Annotated in this window: 1 protein-coding gene; it reads left to right on the top strand. The window is 28.5% G+C overall.

Translation table 11 applies throughout. The features are described 5' to 3' along the window. Positions 1–23: 23 nt before the first annotated feature. A partial coding sequence (locus tag EZH24_RS13445; RefSeq protein ID WP_272897912.1) for an Rpn family recombination-promoting nuclease/putative transposase occupies positions 24–452 on the top strand: 429 nt, incomplete at its 3' end.

Raw genomic sequence — 452 nt, 5'->3', positions numbered from 1 at the left:
TTGCAACTTTTGTATCCGTTGATATTTTAAATCCGTTTAACATGTCCGAAAAAGCGGGAAATAAAGAAAGTATTGTCGACCTAAAAGCCGTCACCGAAGATGGAATTATCGTAATCATTGAAATACAAACTTATTCAACTAAAAATTTCTTTGAAAGAACGCTTTATTATTGGAGTAAAAATTATTCAAATGTTCTAAAGAAAGGCGAAGAGTATCCTGAATTAAAACCCGTAATTAGTATTAATTTAATTGACGATATTTTATTTGATAAAACCGACAACCGAATGCATACTTGCTATTTGCTTAAAGAAAAAAACAGCAATAAAATTCTTACTGACCACATTCAAATGCATTATGTGGAAATTCCTAAATTCGATGAAAATGCTGATATTAAGAAAGAATTAAAAAATTGGATTTTATTTTTAAAATCAAACAAGGAGGAAGATATGTCT

This window comes from Brachyspira catarrhinii, assembly GCF_005518285.1.
GTDB classification, from domain to species: Bacteria; Spirochaetota; Brachyspiria; order Brachyspirales; family Brachyspiraceae; genus Brachyspira; species Brachyspira catarrhinii.
The sequence above is the reverse complement of the archived record's forward strand: the minus strand, read 5'-3'. Positions and strand labels throughout refer to the sequence as shown.